Genomic DNA, 24,373 nt, shown 5'->3' with positions numbered 1-24,373 from the left:
ATGCAGGGCGACTTCAGCCGGTGGACCTTCGACAAGACGGCGCGTTACCGCTCCGTGCTGCTCCAGCAGGGGCGGGTACTGCTCGACGCCGACTGGAACGAACAGACGGAGATCACGGCCCATCACGACGAGACGCGGGCCTTCGACACCTTCGGCCCGTCGGGAGTACCGCTGGCGGAAAAGGACTCCTTCCGGATCACGGACGAGACGGGGACCGACCCGAACGGCAAACCGTGGAAGGACCTGCGCATCACCTGCGGACGCATGTACGTCGACGGCGTTCTGGTGGAGACCCTGAGGGAGCCCGCGTACATTCCGCTCGGCGACCAGCCGGATCTGGCGGCCGTCGTGACGGCCGAAGGGGTCAAGGAGGATGGACTCCCGGAGCCGGCCACGGACGGAAGGTGGGCCTTCTACCTCGACGCGCACCCTCATCACGTGACGGTGGACGAGGTGGCGGGACTTCGCGAATCGGCCCTCGGCGGCCCGGACACCAGCACGCGGACCCGAACGGCCTGGCAGGTCAAGTACCGGGAGATCAAGGAGGGCACGACATGCCCGAACCTGCACGAGCCGGGCTGGCTGGACCTCGTCCGGGGCACCATGGCCGCCTCCCTCACGGACCCGGGGCCCACGGGGAACCCCTGTGACATCACCACGGCCGGCAGTTACACGCGGCTCGAGAACCAGCTCTACCGGGTGCAGATCCACGAGACGGGTGAAAACTTCCTCTGGTCACGGGAGAACGGCAGCGTGACCGCCTCCCTCCGGGGGGTCGAGACCGCCAATCTCCCCGCCGGGGTGCATGCCGTGCTGACGGTGGACCGGGTGGGGCGCGACGAGGACCTGTCCATCGGCCACGACGACGTCGTGGAGGTCACCAGCACCACGCGCCAGCTGGCCGGGGACCCCGGGTACCTGGCGAAGGTGGTGAACCCGGACGGTCTGCGACTGCCGGTGGTCTGGCTGGGCGGTGCCACGTCGGGAGTGAAGACGTTGGACCCGCTGGGGACGGCACCGATCGTCCGCCGATGGGAGAGCGAGCCGGTAGCGATCACGACCGCGAAAATCCCCCTCGAAGACGGAATCCGCGTCGAGTTCAAGGACAAGGCGAACCTGAGGACGGGTGACTACTGGCTGATCCCGGCCCGCAGCGCACGGCTGGCCTACGGTCTCACCGCCGCGAGCGGCTCGCTGGAATGGCCCGAGGAGTCAAACTCCGCGGCCCACCTGAAGCCGTACGGTCCGACACGGCACGTCGCCCCGCTCGCCATCCTGAAACGCGTGACGGCAGGCGGCGTCGGCACATGGACACTGGAGTCCGACTGCCGGCTCGTCGCGCCGTCCCTGACCCAGCTCACGACCATCGACCTGATCGGCGGCGACGGCCAGGAGTCCATGCCGGGCACTGAGCTGCCGGGCGCGATCCGGGTGGTGGTGCGCAACGGCAACGTACCGGTGCCGGGCGCGCGGGTCCGCTTCACCCCGGAGGGGGGAACCGTACGGACGCAGTCCGGGGCGTCCCCGATCGCTTCCGACGGCTCCACGTTCACGGACGAGGCCGGCGTGGCCAAGGTGTGGTGGACGCTCGACCCGACAGGCGCGCAGACGCAGACGCTGGAGGTCCAGCGGCTGGACGGCGGCGGCGCGGCCATCGACGTCAAGGTCGTCGTGACCGGCAGGCTCAGCTTGGCGCAGGACGTGGCGTGGATCCCGCCGCAGGGGTGTGCGGCCTTCGACGAGCCCACGAATGTACAGAAGGCCCTGGAAGGCATCGTCCAGGCCCGCGAGCTGCGCCTCCTCGGCGGCGACGGCCAGCAGCCGGCCCAGGACGGCATTCTCCCCCAACTGGTCAGGGTCATCGTGGATTCCACCTGCGGCCCGGTCAAGGGTGCGAAGGTGAACGCCGAAGCCGCTCCAGGAGCCTTGGTCAAGGCGGCCCCGCCCGGCGGCGCTCGCCCGGGCGCCCTGACGGGCGCCTCGCGCAAGGCCAGGGCATTGACGGAACCGGACGGCTCGGCCGCGTTCTGGTGGCAGCCGAACCTCACCGCCTCGGAGGCGGACACGCTGACCCTTCACCAGGAGGGGGACGCGAACCGGGCGCCGGTCATCGTCTCCGCGCAAGCCGGCCGCTCCCCCGCACAGACCGACGGGATTCACATCACGAAGGTCAGCTGTGCCGGCCAGCCGTTCCCGAACGATCACCGGATCAGCGTGCAGGAACTTTCGAGCGGTATCACCGTCGAGCTGGACAAGGACATCAACACCGACAGCGTGCGGGACAAATCGGCACTGGGTGAATTTCCGCCGACTCGGCAGAAGCCGACCGTGCGAGTCATCCTGGACATTCCGTACGAGGGCCGCGAAGGCGTCGTGGGGTCGGTCCCGCTGACGCTCGAAGCCGAATTGGACGCCACCAGCCGATCGATCACTTGGAAGCCGCTCGACAGAACCGCGAACTGGCTCGCAAGCACCATCCCCGACTACGTGAAGTCACTCGGGCGCGAGGTATCGGGCCGCTTCCAGATCGACGGCTGGGCCATCGTCTCCGAGAGCGAGCCCAGGCAGCACCTGAACGGGCATGCCGACGCACTCGTCGCGGAGGACCGTCCGATCGATTTCTGGCACCGCACCGAGTTCAGCCGGGCCACTGGAGGCGCACCCCTCACCGATGACGCCGTCACCGGTGGCCGCTATGAGCAGTGGTTCTGGCTGTGGCAGAAAGAAGCCTGAGGCAGTGGCCACCAGCACCCGCTCGCGGGCGGACCGAAGGGGCGAGCACACGGTCGACGGACCGGGGGCGGCGCCCAAGACAGCCGACCGGTCCGTCACCGGCGCACGCGGTACGCACGACGTCGCCCTCCTCCCCGTCCACACCCGGACCGTGGTGCAGACCAAGCTGAGCCTGAGCACCCCCGGCGACCCCTGTGAACGCCAGGCCGACGCCGTCGCGGCGCGCGTAGCGGGGGGTGGCCCGGTCCGGCAGCCGGTCGGCCCGCCCGGGCCCGCCGGAGTACTGCGCAAACCCGCCGCCGCACCCACCGGCTCGGGCACCGCTACCGTCCCCGTCGGACTGCGGAAGGTCGTCGAGCACGGCGCCTACGGTCCGGGCAGCCCTCTCTCCCCCGCCCTGCGCGCCCGCATCGAACCGCACGTCGGCGTCGACCTGGGTGCCGTACGCATCCACACCGGCCCCCGCGCCGCCGCCGCCGCGGCCGCGCTCGGGGCCCGAGCCTTCACCACCGGTTCGGAGATCGTCCTCGGCGGGGGCGAATCCCCCGACGACGTCCAGTTGATGGCCCATGAGGCCACCCACGTGGCCCAGCAGAACGCCTCCTCCGTCGCCCGCGCCACGGTCATGCGGCAGACGGCCGACGTCGGCGTCCCCCTCCCCTCCTTCCTCGGCTCGCTGGCGACGCCGGTCCGCGCACTGCCGGGATACACCACCCTCACGCTGATCACCGGCAGGGACCTCCTCACCGACACACCCGTCATGATCGACCGCACCCAACTCGTGGCCCAGCTTCTCTCCTTTGGGCCCTTGGGGCCGGTCGCGGGTGAGGTGATCAAGGCCGCCGGGATCTTCGCGGAGGTCTTCGCCCTGCTGACCGAGGGTCTCTCCCAGCACAACCTCACCGCCGCCCGCCTCTCCCGCGAACTCACCGAGGCGTGGGCGGAGATCCACCTCGTGGAGGGCGTGGAAGGGGCACTGGCCGTCGTACGCAAGCACGTCGACGCGGTCCTCACCGACATCCGCGCCTTCGTCGGCGCGGTGGCCGCCCGCGTCATGGAGGTGATCCGCGCCGCGGCCGCCGCCCTCGTCGAACCGCTCCTGGAGACGCCCCGGTTCAAGCCCGTGTGGGAACTCGCCAAGAAGGTCCTGCACTACGACCCGCTGCGTGACCGGCCGGTCGAGGCGTCGACCGTCGAAATCCTTGAGGACTTCCTCCGGCTGATCGGCAAGGAGTCCGCACTCACCCAGATGAAGGAACGCGGCACGCTGCAGAAGACCGCGGACTGGCTGGACGAACAGGCCGCCGCTTTCACCGGAATCCTGAGCACATTGCGGGCGCTGTTCCGCGACGCGTGGGCGGCGATCCAGCCGCAGAACCTCCCCGACCTGCTGACCAACATGAAGGCACTGGCGGACCGCGCCTTCTCACTGGCGGACCAGATCGGACAGTTCGCCGGCACCGTCATCGGCAAGGTGCTCTCCCTCGTCAAGGACGCGCTGCTCGGCTGGTTGTCGCAGTACGCCCACAGGATTCCCGGCTTCCATCTTCTGACGGTGATCCTCGGAAGGAACCCCTTCACCGGCGAGGTCGTCGAACGCAACGCCCAGAACCTCATCAAGGGCTTCATCACCCTCCTGCCCGACGGTGAGGCCACGTACGAGCAGCTCGCCTCGTCGGGGGTGATCGAGGAGGCCGCGGCGCGCATCGAAAGCGAGATGGACCGCCTCGGCATCTCCACCGAGCTGATCACGTCGACGTTCCGGGGCGTGTGGGACACCCTCCAGCTTCAGGACCTGCTGGATCCGATCGGCGCGTTCGTCAAGGTCACCGCCGAGTTCGGTGAACCGCTGGGCCGGATCATCGAGTTCGTCGGCGCCGTGATCGAGGTCGTCGTCGGTCTGGTCCTGAAACTGATGAACTTCCCGACCGATCTCCTGGCCCGCATCCTCGCCAATGTGCAGCGCGCGATCGAGGACATCAAACGCGACCCGGTCGCTTTCCTGCTGCGCATGTTGGAGGCGCTCAAGACGGGCTTCATGGGCTTCTTCGACCACATCGGAACCTACCTCGTCCAAGGTCTCGTGAAGTGGCTCTTCCGGGGTCTCGGCCAGATCGGCATCACCATCCCCAGCGAGATCACTCTCACATCGGTCCTGGGACTGGTCTTCGAGGTACTCGGCGTGGGCGTGGAAACGCTCTGGGAGAAACTCGGACAGCACCTCGGACCCGAGCGGGCGGCGGCGCTCCGCACCTCGGTGAACGCCCTGACGGGCGCGTGGTCGTTCATCGCGGACGTCCAGGCACGCGGTGCGCCGGCGATCGCCGACGTCCTGGCGGGTCAGTTGAGCAATCTGTGGGACACGCTGCTCGGCATGGCGCGGGACTGGATCACCACGCAGATCATCGAAGGGGTCATCACCAAGGTGCTGTCGATGCTGGACCCGACCGGTGTGATGGCCGTGGTGAACAGCTTCATCGCGTTCTTCCGCGCGGTGCAGTCGGCGATCGAGTACCTACGGGACATCCTGGAGATCGTCGACCAGTACGTGACCACGTTCGCGGAGGTGGCGGCGGGCCGCATCGAGCCCGGCGCGGCGATGATCGAGCAGGGTCTCGCGAACGCGGTGCCGATCGCCATCGGCTTCCTGGCGAGCCAGGTGGGAATCGGCAATGTGCCGGAAGCGATCGTGGGCATCATCCGCCAGGTCCGCCGGCTCATCGACCAGGCGGTGGACTGGCTCTTCGCCCAGGCGATGCGGATGGGAGCGCCGGTCCTCAACGCCCTCGGCGCCGCCGAACCGACGGCCCCGGTGGCCGCCGGACAGACGCCGGGAGGAGGGATCCGCGAGCAGTTCGATCTCGCCGGAGAGAGCCACGAGATCCACACCGATGCCCAGGGCCGCCTCATGGTCGCCTCCGCCCATGAAGAGCCGGTCAGCACGATCGACCAGCTGCGTGCGCTCGACGCCCAGTACGTCGCGCTGCCGGACAAGGCGACGGGGAGGGAACGGCGTCAGATCATCCGGGAGATGATCCGCGTCATCCGCAATCCTCCCGGCCTGCTGCTCGGGGAGTTGGGAGATCCTCCCAACCTGGGAGCCGTGGCGCCGCACCGCGAGCAGCCGCAGCGGTTCCGTCCCCGGTCCGGAAATCCCGCATATGCCGAGCTCTGGGAACTCGAATCCGAACACGTCATCCCGCGCAGCTACGTGGACTCCTTGATCGCGTCCCACTACTCCACCGAGGAGGAGCGCAAGGAGAAGTGGGTGACGAAGCAGGAATACGCCTCCATGCACACCATCCTGATCTACAAGAAGGCCGCGAACGACAAGACGAACCGCGATAAGACGGTGAGGGCCGAGACGGACAGGGCAGTCGGTCTGGGAGGGGACCAGACTCTCCTGAGGAAGTTCGCGTCCCGCGCCGAGACCGGCGCTCTGCCCGGTCGCGGCAACGCTTCGGACAACACGCGGCGGGCGTTCAGGATGCTGGCGGAGGGCGCCGTACGTCGCACGATCGATGCGGTGTCGGTCGACTACAAGAACTGCGGACCCCTGCGGAAGAGCAAGGCGGCGCTGCCGGCCAAGGAGCAGATCAGAAAAGCGGCCGCACGGCAGCTCCAGGACATCAACGAGTTCCTCGCCGCGCGCAAGCTCGCCCCCCTCCCGACCTTGACCTGACACCTGTGCGGCCCCTTGACCGGGCAGGTGTCAGCGGCCCGCCATCGTCCGTCCGCTCTTGGCCAGTTCCCAGCGCGTCGCCGCCGCCACGTCCGCCTCCGACACCTCGCCCCGTGCTGCGCCGAGGTACGCCGCCGTCAGGGCCGCCGCCGCGATCGCGCCTCCCGGTAGGTCCACCATCGCCAGGCGACGCGGGTCCAGGCCGTTCGTCGGGGTGTCCGCCGGGAATGCACGGGACCACAGCGCCTCGCGGGCCGCCGAGTCCGGGTAGGGAAATGTGACCACGACCCGCAGGCGCCGCAGGAAGGCCTGGTCCAGCGCACCCTTGTCGTTCGTGGTCAGCACGGCCAAGCCCCGGAACGACTCCATACGCTGCAACAGGTAGCCGACCTCCAGGTTCGCGTAGCGGTCGTGGCTGTCGCGCACCTCCGTCCGCTTTCCGAACAGCGCGTCCGCCTCGTCGAAGAGCAGCACCGCCGCGCTGTCCTCGGCCGCCTCGAAGATCCGCGCGAGGTTCTTCTCGGTCTCGCCGATGTACTTGCTGACCACCTGCGACAGGTCGACCACCACCAGATCCAGGCCCAGCTCCTTCGCGACCACCTCCGCGGCAAGGGTCTTTCCCGTACCGCTGGGCCCGGCGAACAGCGCCGTCGTACCGAGCCCGCGTGTCGTCGCTGCGGCGAATCCCCAGTCCTCCAGTACCCGACCGCGATGGCGCACCGCACCCACCAGTGCCCGCAGTTGCTCCAGCTGGACATCGGGCAGCACCAGATGGGACCAGTCCGCGCGCGGTTCGACGACCTGTGCGCCGCCTGAGAAGCCGGCCCGGGCCCGCAGTCGGCACGCCGTCCACAGGTCCTGCCCATGAGCCACGTCCTCGGCCGCCGTCTCCATGTCCGGAACGGACAGATCGAAGACGCCCGCTGCGGCCGCCGTCTCCTCGGGCGGGGGCATGACCTCCGGCTCGCAGTGCCGGCCCAGCGCCTGCACCAAGGCCGCCACACGTTCCGGTACGCCGATTCGCGGCACGGCGATCCGTACGGCATGTACCGACACCGACGCAGGCACCGCGTCGCCGACGAACACCGCCGCCGGTACGTCCAGTTCCGGGAGTGCGCGCGCCAGTGCTCCGGCTTCCTCGCCCTCCGTGTCCGCGAGATCGATGGCCCAGGCGCAACCGGCGAGTACCGACTCCCGCTCCATCAGCCGCAGGAAGCGCGCCCGCTCCTCGGCGCGCCGGGGCACGTCCCCGGCGGAAACCACATGCAGCCGCTGACCTCCCGCAGCCTCGGCCGCCACCGCCGCCACCGCCGTGAGATTGGCCCGCTGGGGCCCGCTCAGCAGAACCAGCCGGCCCTCCGCCCAGGCCCGAGCGGTGCCCTCCGCCGCGCTCCGCAGGGCGTCGGTCAGTTCGTAGGGGGCGGTCACCCGGCGGCACACCGCCGACAGCTCGGTGTCCAGGTGCCCGGCGCCGACCAGATGGTGCAGCAGCCGTTCGGGCACCAGCAAGGGGCTTCGCGTCGGGGACGAGGCGTCCGCCAGCCGGATCAGACCCCAGCGCCGGAGCGGTCCGACGGGTGTCAGGGCGCTCCAGTGCGGATCGGGAAGCCGTGACATGGCCAGTCCGAACGTCGGCCGTGGGTCTCCGCCGGCGGAGGCGATGTCCTGCGCCGTGGCGGCGACCAACTCGGGACCGGCTGCCAAGAGCAGCACCGCACGTTCGAACGCGGTGAGGCCGAATCCGTGGGCCACGTCGTCCAGCAGTGTCGACCCCGCCACCTGCTGCCGGGCCTCGGCTTCGGCCGCCTCGGCCTCGACGGTGTCCTCGCCCCTCAGCCGCGCCCGGATCACACCGAGTTCGGCCACCAGCGCTGCCCGGTTCGCCTGCTCCCACTGCCCCAGGGCCGTCATGGCGGCGGCGCCGGGACGGCGAGCAGCGGTTCCCCGAACGTCTCGCCGACGAGCTCGGGCAGACTGTCCGCCCCGTCCACGCGCACCCGTACCAGCCACGTACCCTCCTTGACCTCCGTGGCGGACAGCTCCTGCGTCATCGTCGCGTCCTGTTGCACCGGCGGCATCTCGAACGTCAGGTCCGAGGGCGTGTCCGGGCCGCCGCCGGAGCGCCGGGACATCAGCACGGTCACCCGCTGGCCCTTTCGCAGCGGCGGGTCGACCGTGAGCACGATGTGCCTCCCGGTCAGCGCCGCCGTGACCGTGGGCCGCACGACGATCGGAACGGCGTTCGACGCGGCCCGTACGGAGGTCTGCGGGACTGCGCCGGATCCCGCAGCGCGGTGGTGCGTCACCTGCACGGTGTGCACCCCGGCCGGAACGTCGGCGGTCAGCGTGGTCCGCACCTCGTCAGGGGAGGCGCCGGCAGCCGGGTCCAGTTGGGCCGGTCCGATCGCGATCCGCGTCCCGGGCCCCAGCAGCCGGCTGCCGCGCAGCACCAGTACGGCCCCGTTGACGGCAGCCCCGCCTTCGTCGACGGCCACCGAATCCAGCCGTGGCGCGCCGGTGGGCCGTACGCTCACCTCCCGTTTCAACACGGGCAGGGCCGTGTGCGGCGACAGGTCGCAGGTGATCTCCGCGACGGTTGCCAGATAGGTGACCGACAGCAGATACGGCGTGCTGAACAGCCCCCAGAGCTGCGAGAACTGCTCCAGCGAGAGCGTGGTCGCAGACAGTTTCACCAGCTCGACGGCTTGGTCGAGGTCGGATTTCTCCAGGGGCGCGGGCCCGCCGTGGGGGCTGTCGTCCAGGGCAGCGCGGACCAGCTCGCGCGGAATGATGGCGGTGGCGGTGAGCGCCCCCACCGCCACCCCGAGCAGCCGTTGCGGCTCCAGCGCCTGGTCGTCGCCGTACCCACTGATCAGGTAGTGCAGATCCAGCGAGGTGGCGGGGCGGCCGATCAGCGAACCGTCGGAGCGCATGGACGGAAGGGCGGCCGCGTTCCGCGCGGCGTTGGGGGTGACTTGGAAGCAGTAGACGTTGATGCCGCGCTCGGCGGCGTGGTGCGTGCCGACCAGCTTCGACGGGTGCCTGGTCGTCACTGTGCACCCGCCGTCGGGCGCGAAGGGCGCCTGGTCCAGTGCGCGTTGCAGTACGTAGCGGATGGTCGTGGTGACGGCCGCGAGTGCCAGCGAGTTGCTCAACGGCGTTCCTTGCGGCGGGCGAGGTAGGCGGAGTGGTCAGAGCCCGGCCGGGGGCGGTGCGGGGCCGGCTGTGGCGGCGGGGCGGGAGATGCGGCGGGCGCAGCCCGGGTGACGGTGACCTGGTCGATGTGGACGTTGACGGGAGCGGGGCCGCCGCGTCCCGGCCCCCAGACCTCGGCGGCCACCCCTTGATCCGGCTGCCGGACGCTCATCCGCCCCGGCCGTACGACCGCCGTGCCCGGAGCCGGGGCGCTCACCGGACGTCGTGCCCCGTCGGACGACGAAGGTTCGGCGATGACGGGAACCTCGCCGGCCTCCACGGCACCGTGCCCGACCAGTGCGGGCAGCACGTGCTCACGCAGCAGGACCGCGAGGTCCAGGGGCGCGGTCGGGGCCGATGGCTGCGAGCGGGTGGCTTCGGGCCAGGTGGGGGCGGGCACGGGCAGGATCCCCGGTCGTTCGCGTTGTTCGGGCGGCACCGGTACGGGCTCGGCGGGAACTCGGGAACGCGCCGGCTGTGGGGTGGCCTCCGCAGGGCCGGGACCGAGGGAGTCCACCACGTGCTCCGCTCCGTCCGGCACTCGCGCAGGCACGATCGCCGGCGTGTTCTCCGCCCTCACGACCGGCGCCGATTCCTTTCGGGGCCCGAGGTGCCCCGCGAGCGGACCGGGCTCCAGGTCGGTGGTGCGCACCCGTGGTGTCCGCTCGGCCCGTCGAACCGGGGTGGGCGCCGGCATGGCCGGCCCCGGTGCGGGCACTGCCCCGGGCGTGCGCTCGGGAGCCCACGCCGGCTCGGCCCTCAGCCTCACCACCGGCTCGGTGTGGCCGCCCTCGTACCGTTCCGGCAGTCGCAGGCGCATCGCTCCCTCGACACCCAGGGCGCGCTGCCCCATGCGCGCGAAGAAGCCCGTCACGCGGCGCCCCCACCCGCGAGCCGGAGGTACATCCCGCGCCGGACCGGCGACAGCTCCAGCACGTCGGCCTCCCGCCAGCCGAACGCCGAGGCCAGGGTCGCCACTTCCGCGATGAGGGCCGCGGCGGCGCTCGCCACCCTCTGCCACAGGAGTGCTCCCATGTCCACGGGCACCAGGGCTTCGGCACCGCAGTCGGGGCATTCCGTCCGCACGACGGCGGCGGCCGCGCCGGCGAGCCGTTCGGCGGCGGCGTCGACGCGCGCGACCACGTCGGGCGTCAGATCTGCCGGGTCGACGGGCGCGCCCGTGGGGTCGAAGACGCACCGCGACAGGAGCACTGCGGCGGGGTCGGCCGCCCGACCGGCCACGAGCAGGTCCCGCGTGGTGAGCGGCCGTACCGTCAGCTCGACGCCGTCGGGTGTCGGCACCCGGCTCTCCGGCCTGGCGGACACGGCCCGCAGCGCGGCGAGCGGAAGGTTCACATCCAGTACCTCGCCGCATCCCGCACACGGCACGAGCGCCTCCAGCGCGTCTCCGAACTCCTCCGCGTACAGCTGTCCGGCCAACACCCCGATCTGACCGACCGGGAGGCCGAGGGCGGATTCCATGTCCTCGGCGAGGCCGCCGTGGCGGACGAGGACCGCGCCGCGGGCCGCCGCCGGGGCCAGAGCGGCCTGTTCCCAGGCTGCCAGGAGCCCTGCGGGGTGGCTCAGACTCGCAAGGCCCGTCACGACGTGAACGACGGCTCGGCGGGTACGGGGACCGACACGTCGCGTTCCCAACCCTCGTTCTCAAGCTTGAGGGTCTGGATGGCGACCGCGTTGGCGTTGGCGTCGAGTTCGGGCAGCGCCTGGAACTCCGAGACCCAGCACCGGAAGATCTTGTAGGCGATCGCCAGCTGCCCCGCCTCGTTGTAGAGCTCCAGGATCACGTCCTTGCGGAAGTCCCTGAGGGACGTCTCGGCGCCCAGGATCGTGCCGAAGTTCCACACCTTGTTCGCCCACGCCTCGAAGTCCCGGTCGTGGGTGACGCCCCGCTCCAGCGTGACCGCCTCGTACTCCGAGCGTCCGGGCGACTTCCGACTGCTGCTCGGGTCCCCGCCGTGCCGATGGGTCACCACCTCGGTGGTGCGCTTGAGCGCGCTGACCTTGCTGATTCCGGCGACGTACCGCCCGTCCCACTTCAGCCGGAACTTGAAGTTCTTGTACGGGTCGAAGCGGGTCGCACTGACGGTGATTTCGGTCATTCCGTCCCTCCTGCCGCGTCCTGGCTCAGGCCGACGAGCCGGCGGTCTTCTGCTGGATGTCGATCACGACGAACTCCGCCGGTTTCAGGGGGGCGAAGCCGACGTGGATGTTCACGACGCCGCGATCCATGTCGTACTGCGTGTTCGTCTCGGCGTCGCACTTCACGAAATAGGCGTCGCGCGGGCTCGCGCCCTGGAAGGCACCCTGGCGGAACAGATCTTGCATGAAAGCGCCGAGGGAGGTGCGGATCTGTCCCCACAGCGGCTCGTCGTTGGGCTCGAAGACCACCCATTGGGACCCGCGGAACAGACTCTCCTCCAGGAACAGGGCGAGCCGGCGCACGGGCACGTACTTGTACTCGTCCGCGAACACGTCGGCACCGCGCAGGGTCCGGGAGCCCCAGACCACGGAGCCGACGTCCCGGAAGGTACGCAGACAGTTGACCCCCTTGGGATTGAGCTTGTCCTGCTCGGTGTCGGTGAGGGTCACCGCGAGACCGCTCACACCGGCGATCCCGGCGTCGATTCCGGCCGGCGCCTTCCAGACCCCTCGCGACACGTCGGTACGGGCCATCACCCCCGCCACGGCGCCGCAGGGTACGAACTCGTCGACGACACCGCCGCGAAGCGGGTCGGGGCGGTGGATCCGGGGGAAGTACAGGGCGCCATTGCGGGCGGACGGGCCTTTGAGGGCGAGACCGTCCAGCCAGCTGAGCACCTGCTCCGCCGTTTCGAGGGCGGGTGGGGGATCCATGATCAGGAACGCGCGCTTGAAGTCGCAGTAGCTCAGTGCCGCTCCCCAGAGGTCCGGGTCCGTGGAGCCGCCGGGAGCCGAGGGCGGGAGGCACAGCAGGGTGAAGAGATCCGCCTTCTCCAGGGCGTAGAGACCCTTCTTTCCCTCGGTGCCGCCATCGGTGTAGCGGGCGGGGGTCACCGGATCACCGTCGGCGCCTCCGGCGGAGTCACCGAATTCGTACGCCCCTTCGGGCGGCCGGACCAGGGTCGGCAGCCGCTCGCCGTCGCGGATCAGTTGGGAGGAGCGCAGTACGAGGCTCATCTGCCGCGGCCCCCCGGACGCGGTCACGTTGAGGACCTCTTCCCTGAACTTGGTGGCCGTATCGGTGACGACGAGGTGGAACAGCGCATCGGAGGTGACGCCCTCCCCCTGCGCCTCGGCAACCTGCCGGGCCTCCTCCACGGGCGGGTGCGTCACCTCCACATGGAGCTTGTTGCCCCAGGCGCCGGGGCTGGATGCAAGGAGGCTCAGACCGCGGTCGTTGATCTCCGCCCACTTGGCATTGACGTCGACGCGCACCACCAGAGCGGTTCCACCGCCGTTGAGGAAATAGTCGCGCACCGCGTAGCCGAGTCCGCTGAGCCGCCACAGCCCTCCGAAGATCCTCTCGAACTCACCGAACGAGGAGATCGTCACCGGCTCGTCGAGCGGACCGCGCAGCGCCCGCCCCACGAACGCGGTGATGGCGGTGGCAACACCGACGATCGCGCGGCTGCCGCCCGCAACTTCGTGAATGTAGACGCCAGGGTGGCTGACTTGCACCGGCATGGCTGTTTGGCCCTTCGACGACGGACGCCACGGACCGCCGATGCTGTCCGAGCCACGTCACCGCACCATCACGCACGAGTCACCGCCGCAGCGGTGACGGCGGCGTGACACCGCGTTGACAGCCGGTTGGCATGGTCGGCCCGGGTACAAGCCCGGAGGAGGTCGTGATGGTGCAGGTATCGGTAACCGCGGCGGTCAAGGTGGCGGGCGGGCCCTCACTGCCGTTGAGCCTCAGCCTTGACCCGAAGTCGTACACCCTGAGCTCCGTCTCGCTTGCGAAAGCCGGCGATACCACCGGCGAGGACAGGGACACGGAGAAGGTGCCCCTGCCCGCGGGCACCATGGTGCTGCTCGCCATGAAGGTGACGAGCACTGCCACGGGTAAGCCGGCGCAGGTGGAAGCGGAGCTGATGACCGGCAAGACGATCACGGTCAGCGACTCCCTCCTCATCGCCAGCGCGAGCCTCCTCACGCACCTCTTGCCCGTCACCGGCAAGCGCGAGGTGACGTTGACGAACACGGGAGAGGCAGTGACCGTGGAGATCCTCACCTGCCGTACGGCGTAGCCGAAGGCCCGTGCCGGAGCACACGTCAGGCGACGCCGCCCCCACGGTCCTCGTCAGAGGCCGTCCAGAGCGGAGACGAGGCTGGCCACCGTGACGGTGTTGAAGACGAAGGCGATGCACGCGTTGACCGTCACCGTCCGGCGCATCTCCCGGGACATCACGTTGATGTCGGTCGTGCCGAACGTCGTCATGACCGAAAAGGCGAAGTAGACGTAGTCGCTCCAGATCGGGGACTCCTCGCCGGGGACCTCCAGCGCCCGTTCACCCTCCACGAGATTGTCGGCCTGGAAGGTGACCGCGAAGGACACGGCCACACAGATCCAGGCGACGGCGACCAGCGTGAGTGCCACCGCCGCCCGAGCGACCGGTTCGAAGGAGGATCCGATGTGCCCGGGGCGCCATACCACCGACACCACGAGCGCCGCGGCCGCGATGAAGAGGGAAACCCCTGGTCCGGGGGCCGTCCCGAACACATAGCGCTGGAGCGTGGTGCCCCGCGTCTCCCGGGCCGCCCAGGTGCGCACGCGCTCGGGAGAGGCGGTCGAGAAGGCGATCACCGTGATCAGCAGATAGGGGAGGAGATAGGCGAGCAGCATGAGCACGCCTACGTCCGCCACCGACAGCCGCGCCCAGCTGCGGTCGAGACCGAGGAGGAGCACGGCCGTGCCCAGAGCGATGAGACCGCTCACCGCAGACCGACGGCGCCCGGAGAGCCACTGCTCCCGGCTACGGCCCTCGGAACGTGACTGCTGCACGGACGGACTCCTCGGAAATGCGGCTGCCGGCCAGGTCGGAGCCCGACGCTACGGCCTCCTGCCGCTTCGCCGGCGCAGCGCTGGGGAGTGTCGTCCGGTGCGGGTGTCAGTACCCTCCCTCAACTCCTGTACCGCAGCGCGGTGTTGGGCGTGCGGACGGGGCACGGTAGCAGGGTTTCGGGGGGTTGCCCGGATGTTTATCCGATGGTGATGGTCCTTGCTCGGCGGCACCACGGAGGGCACTAGCGTCCCGTGGCACCCCAGGAGAGCGGGTGCGCACCGTGCGGAACATGCGGGCGGCGGCCGATCCGGCCCCGTGTCTCCTGTCGGACCACGGAGCGAGGAGGCACTGTGCTGTCATTCCGGCGGCGATCCGTCAACGGCCTGTCGGTGGCGACGAAATACACGATCGGAAGCGGTCTGGTCATCGGCGCCCTGGCCGTCACGCTGATCGCGCTGCTGATCCCCGTGTCCAAGTACGGCGACCGGGCCTCGGCCGCCACGACGGGCTCGACGGGCTCGACGGCCCTGCCCGCGGGGGTCGAGGACGACGGCGGCGGGATCATGAGCACCGCGTTCGGGCCGCTGACCCCCACCGACCGGGACTTCGTCCGCAAGGTGCGGCTCGCCGGACTCTGGGAGCTGCCCGCCGGACGGCAGGCACAGCAGCGCGGGACGCGGCCCTCCGTGCGCACCGCCGGGGAGCACCTCGTGATGGGCCACACCGATCTGGACCGTCAGGTGATCCAGGTCGGGCAGGCCCTCGGCGTCGACCTGCCGGACCGTCCCAGCGCCCAGCAGCAGGGCTGGCTCGACCAGATGGCGGCCGCCCAGGGCACCGAGTACGAGCGGCTGTTCGTCCAGCTGCTGCGCCGGGCGCACGGCAAGGTGTTCCAGCTCGTGGCGCAGGTGCGGGCGCAGACCCGGAACTCGATGGTGCGGGCCCTGGCCACCTCCGCCAACACCACCGTCCTGGACCACATCTCGGTCCTGGAGGAGAGCGGGCTGGTCGACTTCGATTCGCTCGAGGTGAGCCCGGCCCCTTCTTCCCCCTCCTCCCCCTCCTCCCCGGTCCACCAGGGGGCTTCGCCCCCCTCCCCCGTCCGATCGACGAAGTGAAGTGATCGCATGAGTCAAAAGGGCCACAGGCGACCCCGGTTGAAACTGCTGGCGGCGGTGTCCGCGCTGGTGCTGGGCGGCGGCGGGGTCGCCGTCATCGCCGGCAACGCGAACGCCGGGCAGGACGCGGGCCGCATCGGCGAGGCGACCGCCACCATCGACTGTCCCGACGTGGGCGACGAGCTCAAGGACGTTCCCGACCAGGCCCGGGGCGAGGTGGACAAGAACCTCGCGCAGTTGGACGTCCAGGTGGCCGATGCCTACCGGCAGCTCGCCGCGGGGCAGGTGCGCAAGCAGGAGGTGCCGAAGGACGCGCTCCTGGGCCGGCTCCGGGACCAGCGTTCCGCGACCATCAACCGGGTGTCGGACGCGATCGGCCGCTCCGCCGGACGTCCGGTGGGGCTGGACGCGCTGAGCGGGTGCTCCATGAAGGAGGCGCCCGCCGAGGCCGACCCGCAGACCGACCCGGCGGCCGACGCGGCGGCGGCCGACGCCCCCGCCGGGGATCCGAACGCGGCCCGCAGCATCGGCCAGAAGCGGGGCCCGGCGCAGAGCGACTTCGTCTCGATCGACAAGGTACGGCCGAACGTGAAGGCCCCCGCCGCCGGGCGCGGCGCCTCCACGGGCTCGTTCTCCTCGCAGTGCGGCCGCAACGAGAACGGCCACTTCAACCCCGACAACGTCATCGTCGCGCCGGGCGTCTCCAACGGTGCCCACCACATGCACGACTACGTGGGCAACGCGTCGACCGACGCCTTCTCCTCCAACAACAGCCTCGCCGCCTCCGGCACCACCTGCGGCAACGGCGACCAGTCCACCTACTACTGGCCGGTGCTGCGACTGCGCGACGGGAAGGCCGAGAAGGACGCGCAGGCCCCGGGGGGCGGGCAGGACGCGAACGTGGGCACGATCCTGCGGCCCAAGCAGGTCACCATCGACTTCAAGGGCAGCCCGGTCGGCAAGGTGCGGGAGATGCCGCGCTTCCTGCGGATCATCACCGGTGACGCCAAGGCCTTCACCAACGGCACCGCCAACGCCAACGCCTCCTGGAGCTGCACCGGTTTCGAGGACCGCCAGCTCAAGGACAAGTACCCGGTCTGCCCCAAGGGCAGCGACGTGGTGCGCACCTTCTCCTTCCAGAGCTGCTGGGACGGCCGCAACACCGACAGCGCCAACCACCGTACGCACGTGGCCTTCCAGGACAAGAACGGCCGCTGCCCGAAGGGCTTCACCGCCATCCCGCAGCTGGTGCAGCGGATCGTGTACGGGGTCGCCCCGGGCGCCCGCTTCGCCGTGGACAGTTTCCCCGAGCAGCTGCACAAGCCGGTGACCGACCACGGGGACTTCATCAACGTCATGTCGAACGGGCTGATGGCCAAGGCGGTGGGCTGCATCAACGGCGGGCGCGTCTGCCGCTGATCCCCCGGGAACGGACACCGGCCCGGGGGCCTCCCCGGGCCGGCGCCGTTCGCCGCCCCCACCCGGCCGGGCGGCGGAGCGACGAGGACGAGGAGTGCCATGTCCGGCTCTCGTGACACCACGGACGGTCCGGTCCGCCCGGACGAGCCGCCCTCCGACGGCCGGCTCACCCTGCTGCTGAGGGATGGCGCCGGCGCTCCGGGCGACGGGGCGGCAGCGGTGTGCGAGCTCCTGTACCGCCGCCACCGACGCGCGGCCCTCGCGTACGCGCGCACCTGCTGCCGCAGCCCGCAGGACGCGGAGGACCTCGTCTCGGAGGCCTTCGTACGCACCTTCCAGGCCGTCCGCTCGGGCACCGGACCCCACGGCCCCTGGCGCCCGTACCTGCTGGCCGTGGTCCGGCACACGGCGATCCAGTGGAGCGAGGGCGACGCCCGCACCCTGCCGACGGCCGACTTCGACTCCTGGCCCCAGCGGGCGCCCGTCGGCGGCGATCCGCAGCGCCAGGTGCTGGCGGACGAGGACCGGCGGCTGGTGGCGCGTTCCTTCCGCGCGCTGCCCGCGCGCTGGCAGGCGGTCCTGTGGCACACGGTCGTGGAGGAGCAGTCCCCGCGCCGGATCGCCGCGCTGCTCGGCATCACACCGAGTGCGGTGACCTCGCTGGCCTTCCGGGCCCGGGAGGGGCTGCGCGAGGCCTACCTCGGCGCCCATCTGGCCGCGGCGGCGACCGGCCGGTGCGGGCACTACGGGGGCATGCTGGGCCCGGCGGTACGGCGCGGCGCCACGCGGCGTCCGCGCGGGCTGGTCCGGCACCTCGCCGGCTGCGGGACGTGTGCCGGGGCGTACGCGGAGCTGCTCGACCTCAACGCGACGATGCGCGCGGCCCCGGCGCCGCTGCCGGCGTAGGCCGCGCCGGCCCGGCCCCGTTTGGCCCGGCCGCGCGGACGGCGCCCGCCCGGCCTCCCCGTCGTGGGGGAGGCCGGGCGGGCGCGTCGCGTAAGGGTCACAGGCCGTTGACGCGGGCCATCCGTCCGACGACCAGGGGGGTGAAGTCGGCGGTGACGACGCGTCCGGTCCGGCGGCCGGCCCGGGAGTGCTGACGGCGTACGTGGGCCATCAGGCGGCGGCTGCGCAGGGCCATCTCCAGTTCGAAGCGGGTCCGCGGATCGCGCAGACCGGGTCCGAAGAGCTTCTCCAGCTGCCGCATGCGGTAGCGCACGGTCTGCGGGTGCACGCTCAGCGCCTTGGCCGCCTCGGGGGCTCCGCCGCCCTCCAGCCAGGCGAGCAGGGTGACTTCCAGCCGTTCGCTCTGACGTGGGGTCAGGTCGGCGAGGGGGCGCAGCCAGCGGGCGGCCAACGCGTGGGCCAGCGGCTCGTCCTGGAGGAGCAGCAGCGTGGAGAGGTGGTCGTCGACGAAGACGGGGCGGGCGTCCGGGCCGGCGCGGTGGGGGGTCAGGGTGAGCAGGCGCAGGGCCCAGCGGAGCGAGGACGCGGTGTCGCGGAGGGGGACGGCGTGGCCGACGGCGGCGGAGCGGCCGCGCAGGGGGAGTTCGAGGGCCGCCCGGGCGTCGGGGTCGGCGACGGGGAGCAGCAGGCACGGCCGCCCCGCGAACATCCCGGGGAGGGCTTCGTCGAGGACGGTCGCCAGTTGCAGGGTTTCGCCGGGCGTGGCCGGCGCGATGGCCCGTACGGCTTCGGGGAGGGGCCAGCCGGCGGCTTCGGCGAGTTCCGTGAGGGAGCTGTGGGAGGTGTCGCGGTCGTCGGTGAGGGCCTTGAAGAGCTCCTGGCGGGCCCGGTCCTGCGGGGCCGTGGGCTCCGGCCGCACACCGGCGGAACCGTCCCCGTGGGGGTGGCCGGCGTTGTGGGGGTGGCCCGCGCCGTGGGGGTGCCCGCTGTCGCGGGGGTGACCGCTGTCGTGGGTGGGGACGCCGCGCTGGGCGGGGACGCCTCGCTGGGTGGGGACGCCGCCCTGGAGGGGGACGCCGCCGCGGGTGCCGGGCCCGGTCTGCGGGGCGGCGCCGTCACCGGTACCGGTCTGCGGGGCGGCGCTGCCGTCGGGTCCGGTCTGCGGGGTGCCGCTTCCGCCGTGGCCGCCGCTGCCGTGGCCGTGGGCCCGCACCTCGGTCGGGCCGGGCTCGCGGCCGCCCTCGGGCCGGGCGCCGCCGTGGACGGCGTCCGCCGTCCCGTCGTGCCGCTCCTCGGCCTCGTGCGGCACGCCTGCGCCGAGCAGCGCGTCCGGTTCGGCCTCCTCGCGATAGCCGAGTGCGACGAGAAGGGCATATTCCACCCTTTGCCGGAGAAGTTCGTCATCAATGGCATCGTTGTCGTCGACCAGCGCGGAAAGTCCGGGAATTCCATGCAGAAGCTCCTCCACTATCTCCCCGGCCAGCGCGGGTAGTTCCCGGCGCAGGACACGGGTCCACTCGCCCCGGGGGCGGGACCAGATGCGGTTCAGAAGTTCGCACATCGTTTCCTCGTTCTTGCGGGGGTGAGGCCTGTCCGGTGGAGGTGCGACAGACCCGTCAGGGTCGTCTGCCTCACCAACAACCTTGTCCGTCACGACAGTTGCAGCCTCCATACGCCCTCCTGGAGGGTTCCGGCCACGTTCGGTCCCGTAGGTTTGCCTTGATTTTGCCGTCGGGGACGCGTAGGCGGCTGAAGGCGCGTTGGCCTGTCACAACCTCCACTGGAGGGGAATCTTCCGGGCTTGTTCGACGCACCGGCGACGGGGTGCGAGAAATTATCACGTTTCGATAAATCCTGTGGAGATGCTGCGTAGCTCCACGATGCTGCTGCACTCCGGCCCCCGAGCCCTTCGGCCGACGTGGGAATTCCACAGCGCTGCCGGCCACCACCGACCACAACTCCCGGGCGCCGAGCGCCAGGTGGAGTGCTCGGAGCCCAGGCGCACAGGAGAACTGGATGCCCCTGCCCCAGCCTCACATGCCCCGCTCCCACAGAGCCCGACGCCGGAGCCGTCACGCGGCCGCGGCCCCGGCCGCGGGACGCCGGGCCGTCCGGCGGCCGCCGCTGCTGCCCGTCGCCGGACGGGTGCGCCCCGGCGTCGCGGTGAGCGGCGCGCTGGCCGCGCTCGTCTTCCTCGTCGTGACGGCCCGCACGGGCGCCCTGTCGCACGTGTGGGACTTCCTCGACTTCGGTTCGGGCGTGCTCTCCCTCGTCTCGCTCACCTCCACCGTCCTGTGGGGACTGGTGGCCACCGACCGGGTGCTCCTCGGATCGGGGCACCGGCTGCTGGCCCAGGGCGTGCACCGCGGTCTGGCCGTGGCGGGGCTCGGCTTCCTCGCCCTGCACATCTGGATCAAGGTCGCCGAGGGTCACACCGGGGCGTCCGCCGCGGTGCTGCCCTTCACGGACGCGGACCGGCCCGTGGTCATCGGCCTCGGCACCCTGGCCGGATATCTCTTCGTGACCGTCGCCGTCTCCGGCGCCCTGCGTAGTGTGTTCGCCACCAAGAGCCGCTCCCGTTGGTGGCGGGCCCTGCACGTGGGCGCCTACCCGGCATGGGGCGCCTCGCTGGTGCACGGGCTCAAGGCGGGCCGTCCCGCCGACGCCTGGGTGACCGCGGCCTACGTGCTCGGGGTGGCCGGCGTCATCGCCGTTCTCGCGCTGCGCGTACGGGCCCGGCGGCGCGAGGCCGCCTCCCCCCTGACCGCCCCGCAGGCGGCGACGGCGGCACGGGGCGCGCGCACCCGCCCGTACGTCATACGGGACGTGCCCCTCGGGCGGCTGCGCCCCCGCCGCGAGGGGGGCCCCGCAGGGGTTCCCGTCCCGGCCGCCGCCCGGGCCGACGTACCGCCGCCGCCCGAACAGCCGCCGTACGCCGCCGCGTACGCGCCCGGTCGGGAGGGGCTGCTGTGAACGAACCGACCCGGCCCGGCCTCGGCTGCGTGGGCGCTCCCCGGCTGCTGACCGGGCTCGACCGGGCCCCGCGGCTGGACCGCGAGGCCCATCTCGCCGCCCACGGCCCGCTCCCCCGCTACCGCCCGGACGAACTCGTCGACCTCGCGGCCGACATCGACCTGCGCGGCCGCGGCGGCGCCGGCTTCCCCTTCGCCAGAAAGCTGCGGGCGGTCAACCAGTCTGCGCGCGGACGCGACGGGTCGACCGCCGTCGTTGTCAACGGCAGTGAGGGGGAGCCCAGTTGCCTCAAGGACAAGGCGCTGCTGCTGCACGCCCCGCACTTGGTGCTCGACGGGGCCCTGCTGGCCGCCGCCGCGGTCGGCGCCGAGGACGTGGTGGTCGCCGTCACCCGGCCCGACGTGGAGCGTTCGGTCCGCGACGCCGTCGCCGAACGCGGTCCGGGCGGCCGCCAGGTACGGGTGGCGCTGCTGCCCGAGCGGTTCGTCACCGGGGAGGGCACCTCGATGATCAACGGCCTCAACGGCGGGCCCACCCTGCCCTCGGGGCAGCGCGTGCGCACCAGCGAGCGCGGTCTGGGCGGGATGCCCACCCTGCTGTCGAACACCGAGACCTACGCGCAGTTCGGCGTCGCCGCCCGGCTCGGCGCCGCCGGATACCGGTCGGTCGGCCTGCCCGCCGAGCCGGGCACCGTCCTGCTGACCGTGGCCGGCTCCACCGTCGTGGAGGTCCCGACCGGGACCTCGCTGGCGTACGTCCTGGAGCTGTGCGGCACCCGCCCCGGCCAGGGCGTGCTCGTCGGGGGATACCACGGGCGCTGGCTCGACCCCGGGTCCGCGCTCGGCGCCGAGGTCTCCCGGCAGTCCCTCGCCTCCTTCGGCGCGGTACTGGGCGCGGGGGCGGTGCTGCCGCTGCCCGAGGACACCTGCCCGGCGGGCGAGGTGGCCCGGGTGACGCGCTGGATGGCGAAGGAGTCCGCGGGCCAGTGCGGGCCGTGCGTACGGGGGCTGCCCGCACTGGCCGACGTACTGGAGGAGGCCGTGGGGGGCGGGGGCCGGGCCGCCCTCGACGCCGTGGAGGCGCGCATGCGGGGGGTGCTGCGCCGAGGGGCGTGCAGCCATCCCGACGGCACCTCGGCCTTCGTGGCCTCGGCGCTCACCGCCTTCCCCGACGAGTTCCACGACCACGCGCTGGGCAGCGGCTGCGGGCGCCGGGTGCTGGGGGCGCTTCCCCTGCCCCGGGACGAGAGTCCCGAACGGCTGGTCGTGGACTGGACGCTGTGCAAGGGGCACGGGCTGTGCGTGGACATCCTCCCGGACGTCGTACGGCTCGACGCGGACGGCTACCCGGCCCAGGCGTCCATGCCGGTCCCGGGGCGGCTGCGGCCCAAGGCGCTGCGCGCCGTCCGGCGCTGTCCGGCGCTGGCACTGCGGATCCAGGAATGAGCCGCGCACGGCCGCCGGCCGCCCCCGAGTTCATTCTTGGCGCGATCTGACAAATTCCCGGGGATATTCACCGGGGGGACTGCGGGCCCCGTATCAATTACTCAGGCAATGAGAACGCGGGACCGAAGCTGAAGGAGAGACCGTGAAGAGAATGCACCGTGAGGTAATCGCCGGTTCGGCGGTCGCGGTACTGCTGCTGACGGCCGGCTGCGGAATCTCGGACAAGCCCGCCGCCAAGGGGAATTCCGTACAGCCGGTGAGTGACAGCAAGCAGCTCGACGGGTACGGGTCCGGTGCGCTCCCGGGGTACGGCGGCGATACCGGGGCCGCGCCGGCCGGCGGGGCCGCACCGGCCGGCGGGGCCGGGGCGGCCGCCAAGAGCGGGCCGGCCGGGGAGCTGAAGGTGCGGGCGGTCCCGGACCTGGGCTCGGCGGTCACGGACGGCGAGGGCTTCACGCTCTACCGGTTCGACAAGGACACCGCCAAGCCGCCCAAGTCCAACTGCGAGGCGGACTGCGCCACGGTCTGGCCGGCCGTCGCGGCCGGCGGCGCCACGGCCGGTGCGGGCATCGACGCCGGGATGCTCAGCTCGGTCATGCGGGCCGACGGCACCATGCAGCTGACGGTGGGCGGCTGGCCCGTGTACCGCTACGCCAAGGACGCCAAGGCGGGCGACACCCTCGGCGAGGGCGTCGGCGGAACCTGGCACGCGGTGGGGGCGGACGGGAAACCGGCCGCCGCGTCGAAGGGGGCGGGCGCGGCCCCCGAGAAGCCGGCCGGGCAGGAACAGCAGGCGGAACAGCAGGCGTCGCTGTCGGCCCGGCAGAACGCGCAGCTCGGCGCGATCCTCGCCGATTCACAGGGCCGCACGCTCTACCGCTTCGACAAGGACAGCGCCTGGCCGATGAAATTCGGCTGCCTCGACGCCTGCCTCGACACCTGGAAGCCGGCCTCTCCGGTGGACAAGGCGAAGGTGTCCGGAATTGCCGCCGCACTGGTCGGATCGGTAAAGCGTCCGGACGGTTCGGAACAATTGACGATCGACTGCTGGCCGGTCTACACATTCACCGGCGACAAGGAGCCCGGCGATATCAACGGACAGGGCAAACAGGGCCTCTGGTTCGCCGTGACCGACAAGGGAAAGAAGGCGAAGGCCACCGGATAACCCCTCCCCCCTCACACACCCCCACCCCCGATCCCGTGGTGCCCGGCCCCCCTCCCCGCCGGGCACCACGGCCCCTTTCCCCCGATCAGTCAGCGAGGTCGTGCCATGCCGTCCACCGACCGTCCGACGGGCCGTCTCCTCGTGGCCGTCGCCGTGATGTGCGGGTCACTGCTGTGCGGCGGGTGCGCCGGGAGCACGCAGGCCCGGCACGCCCCGGCGGCCGCCGCCGCCCCGGCCGCGCCCGGCACGACCGTCGAGCAGATCGCCGGCGCCCTGGGATGCACCGCCGAAGTGAGCGTGGAGGCGGACGAGCTGCGCCAGGGCGCGTGCGAGACCCCGCAGGGCGCCTACCGGCTGACCACCTTCGCCGCGCAGCAGGGCCTGCGCTCCTGGCTGGACGAGACCCGGTCGTACGGCGGCGTCTACCTGGTCGGGGACCGCTGGGTGGTCACCGGCCCGTCGGCGGACGCCCTCGCCGCCCTGCACGAACGCCTCGGCGGAACGGTGGAGACCGGCACCGACCACGCGGGCCACGCGGACCACTCCCCCTCGACGGGCCCGATGCCATCCATGCCGTCCATGCCGTCCATGCCGTCGATGGGGCCGATGGGGCCGATGGGGCCGATGGGGCCGATGGACGGGCACGAGCCTGCACACTGACCGGAGCAAGTTCCATGGCGCGTCGGCCAGTTGTCCGGAATTGCACTCGTTCGTGAGGTGCATACGCGAGC

Annotated in this window: 18 protein-coding genes; 10 read left to right on the top strand and 8 right to left on the bottom strand. The window is 71.7% G+C overall.

Features of this window, described 5'->3' with window-relative positions:
* Positions 1-2,733 (top strand): DUF6519 domain-containing protein, encoded by a 2,733-nt coding sequence (locus ACFYYT_RS11960; RefSeq protein ID WP_351826493.1) that lies wholly within the window; start codon positions 1-3, stop codon positions 2,731-2,733.
* A gap of 4 nt (positions 2,734-2,737) precedes the next feature.
* Positions 2,738-6,415: a DUF4157 domain-containing protein gene (locus ACFYYT_RS11955; RefSeq protein ID WP_351826478.1), complete on the top strand. Its 3,678-nt coding sequence runs from the start codon at positions 2,738-2,740 to the stop codon at positions 6,413-6,415.
* Between the two features lie 30 nt (positions 6,416-6,445).
* Here ACFYYT_RS11955 and ACFYYT_RS11950 read toward each other — a convergent pair whose 3' ends face one another.
* The 6 genes from ACFYYT_RS11950 to ACFYYT_RS11925 form a co-directional block, all read right to left on the bottom strand.
* On the bottom strand, positions 6,446-8,326 hold the full coding sequence (locus ACFYYT_RS11950) for an ATP-binding protein (protein WP_351826479.1): 1,881 nt from the start codon (positions 8,324-8,326) through the stop codon (positions 6,446-6,448).
* Positions 8,323-9,570, bottom strand: a complete 1,248-nt coding sequence (locus ACFYYT_RS11945) for a DUF4255 domain-containing protein (RefSeq protein WP_351826480.1) — start codon at positions 9,568-9,570, stop codon at positions 8,323-8,325. The genes ACFYYT_RS11950 and ACFYYT_RS11945 overlap by 4 nt, the downstream gene beginning before the upstream one ends.
* Positions 9,567-10,010 carry a hypothetical protein gene (locus ACFYYT_RS11940; RefSeq protein WP_351826481.1) on the bottom strand — a complete coding sequence of 148 codons (444 nt, stop codon included), beginning with the start codon at positions 10,008-10,010 and terminating at the stop codon, positions 9,567-9,569. Before ACFYYT_RS11940 ends, ACFYYT_RS11945 begins: the two co-directional genes overlap by 4 nt.
* Positions 10,011-10,480: 470 nt before the next feature.
* Positions 10,481-11,215: a hypothetical protein gene (locus ACFYYT_RS11935; RefSeq protein ID WP_351826482.1), complete on the bottom strand. Its 735-nt coding sequence runs from the start codon at positions 11,213-11,215 to the stop codon at positions 10,481-10,483.
* On the bottom strand, positions 11,212-11,730 hold the full coding sequence (locus ACFYYT_RS11930) for a phage tail protein (RefSeq protein ID WP_351826483.1): 519 nt from the start codon (positions 11,728-11,730) through the stop codon (positions 11,212-11,214). The genes ACFYYT_RS11935 and ACFYYT_RS11930 overlap by 4 nt, the downstream gene beginning before the upstream one ends.
* A 25-nt stretch (positions 11,731-11,755) precedes the next feature.
* The gene (locus ACFYYT_RS11925) at positions 11,756-13,294 is read right to left on the bottom strand and encodes a phage tail sheath subtilisin-like domain-containing protein (RefSeq protein ID WP_351826484.1); all 1,539 of its coding nucleotides are present in this window, start codon (positions 13,292-13,294) and stop codon (positions 11,756-11,758) included.
* Positions 13,295-13,461: 167 nt separating this feature from the next.
* Here ACFYYT_RS11925 and ACFYYT_RS11920 point away from each other — a divergent pair, with 167 nt between their 5' ends.
* Positions 13,462-13,860 (top strand): hypothetical protein, encoded by a 399-nt coding sequence (locus tag ACFYYT_RS11920; protein WP_351826485.1) that lies wholly within the window; start codon positions 13,462-13,464, stop codon positions 13,858-13,860.
* Positions 13,861-13,913: 53 nt separating this feature from the next.
* Here ACFYYT_RS11920 and ACFYYT_RS11915 read toward each other — a convergent pair whose 3' ends face one another.
* Entirely contained in the window at positions 13,914-14,615 is a 702-nt protein-coding gene (locus ACFYYT_RS11915) for a DUF1345 domain-containing protein (protein WP_385317438.1), read from the bottom strand.
* A gap of 351 nt (positions 14,616-14,966) precedes the next feature.
* On the opposite strand from ACFYYT_RS11915, the gene ACFYYT_RS11910 reads away from it, so the two are divergent.
* The 3 genes from ACFYYT_RS11910 to ACFYYT_RS11900 all read left to right on the top strand — a co-directional run bounded on the left by ACFYYT_RS11910 (position 14,967) and on the right by ACFYYT_RS11900 (position 18,059).
* Positions 14,967-15,734, top strand: a complete 768-nt coding sequence (locus ACFYYT_RS11910) for a DUF4142 domain-containing protein (RefSeq protein ID WP_351826486.1) — start codon at positions 14,967-14,969, stop codon at positions 15,732-15,734.
* 9 nt (positions 15,735-15,743) lie between these two features.
* Positions 15,744-17,153 carry a DUF1996 domain-containing protein gene (locus tag ACFYYT_RS11905; RefSeq protein ID WP_351826487.1) on the top strand — a complete coding sequence of 470 codons (1,410 nt, stop codon included), beginning with the start codon at positions 15,744-15,746 and terminating at the stop codon, positions 17,151-17,153.
* A 99-nt stretch (positions 17,154-17,252) separates the two neighbouring features.
* Positions 17,253-18,059, top strand: a complete 807-nt coding sequence (locus ACFYYT_RS11900) for a sigma-70 family RNA polymerase sigma factor (RefSeq protein ID WP_351826488.1) — start codon at positions 17,253-17,255, stop codon at positions 18,057-18,059.
* Between the two features lie 97 nt (positions 18,060-18,156).
* On the opposite strand, the gene ACFYYT_RS11895 is transcribed toward ACFYYT_RS11900, so the two are convergent.
* A complete protein-coding gene (locus tag ACFYYT_RS11895) occupies positions 18,157-19,620 on the bottom strand; it encodes a helix-turn-helix domain-containing protein (protein ID WP_351826489.1) in 1,464 nt (487 codons plus the stop codon).
* A gap of 455 nt (positions 19,621-20,075) precedes the next feature.
* Here ACFYYT_RS11895 and ACFYYT_RS11890 point away from each other — a divergent pair, with 455 nt between their 5' ends.
* The 4 genes from ACFYYT_RS11890 to ACFYYT_RS11875 all read left to right on the top strand — a co-directional run bounded on the left by ACFYYT_RS11890 (position 20,076) and on the right by ACFYYT_RS11875 (position 24,302).
* Positions 20,076-21,032: a hypothetical protein gene (locus ACFYYT_RS11890; protein WP_351826490.1), complete on the top strand. Its 957-nt coding sequence runs from the start codon at positions 20,076-20,078 to the stop codon at positions 21,030-21,032.
* Positions 21,029-22,477: an NADH-ubiquinone oxidoreductase-F iron-sulfur binding region domain-containing protein gene (locus ACFYYT_RS11885; protein WP_351826491.1), complete on the top strand. Its 1,449-nt coding sequence runs from the start codon at positions 21,029-21,031 to the stop codon at positions 22,475-22,477. Before ACFYYT_RS11890 ends, ACFYYT_RS11885 begins: the two co-directional genes overlap by 4 nt.
* A gap of 151 nt (positions 22,478-22,628) precedes the next feature.
* Positions 22,629-23,642 (top strand): SCO0930 family lipoprotein, encoded by a 1,014-nt coding sequence (locus ACFYYT_RS11880; RefSeq protein ID WP_351826492.1) that lies wholly within the window; start codon positions 22,629-22,631, stop codon positions 23,640-23,642.
* Between the two features lie 105 nt (positions 23,643-23,747).
* Entirely contained in the window at positions 23,748-24,302 is a 555-nt protein-coding gene (locus ACFYYT_RS11875) for a hypothetical protein (RefSeq protein WP_351826495.1), read from the top strand.
* Positions 24,303-24,373: the final 71 nt, after the last annotated feature.

Origin of the sequence: Streptomyces sp. NPDC002032 (assembly GCF_042890765.1) — a bacterium.
Taxonomy (GTDB): Bacteria; Actinomycetota; Actinomycetes; order Streptomycetales; family Streptomycetaceae; genus Streptomyces.
This window is presented reverse-complemented; position numbering and strand designations above follow the sequence as displayed.